The 376-nt window shown below is 66.8% G+C and carries 1 protein-coding gene; it reads right to left on the reverse strand.

Annotated features, from left to right (window positions below; genetic code table 11):
* Nucleotides 1-211, reverse strand: a 211-nt coding sequence (locus TW83_RS18080) for an FAD-dependent oxidoreductase (protein ID WP_045984175.1), incomplete at its 3' end; no start/stop codon positions are given.
* Between the last annotated feature and the right edge of the window lie 165 nt (nucleotides 212-376).

Here is a 376-nt window from a genome sequence, read left to right on the forward strand (position 1 = left end):
CGGGGATCAGCCGGTCCAGCCCGCAGGGGTCCAGCACGGCACCCGACAGGATGTGGGCGCCCACCTCCGAGCCCTTTTCCAGGACCACGACGGACAGTTCGGCGTCGATCTGCTTCAGCCGGATCGCGGCCGACAGGCCCGCCGGCCCCGCGCCCACGATCACGACGTCGTATTCCATCGATTCGCGAACGATCTCGGTCTGGTCTGTCATGTGCTGGGGCCCCCTCCGTGGCAATCTGGCTGCCAAACAGATAGCGACCCCGGCGGGCGGGGGCAATCGTGACGCGGCGGTTGGCCGCGTGCGATTACGCGATTCGGGCCATGCAGGCTTGCATTGAGCGTCATTTTGGTGACCATGTCCCCGATCAGCTTCCGC

This window comes from Paracoccus sp. S4493, assembly GCF_000967735.1.
Lineage (GTDB): Bacteria > Pseudomonadota > Alphaproteobacteria > Rhodobacterales > Rhodobacteraceae > Paracoccus > Paracoccus marcusii.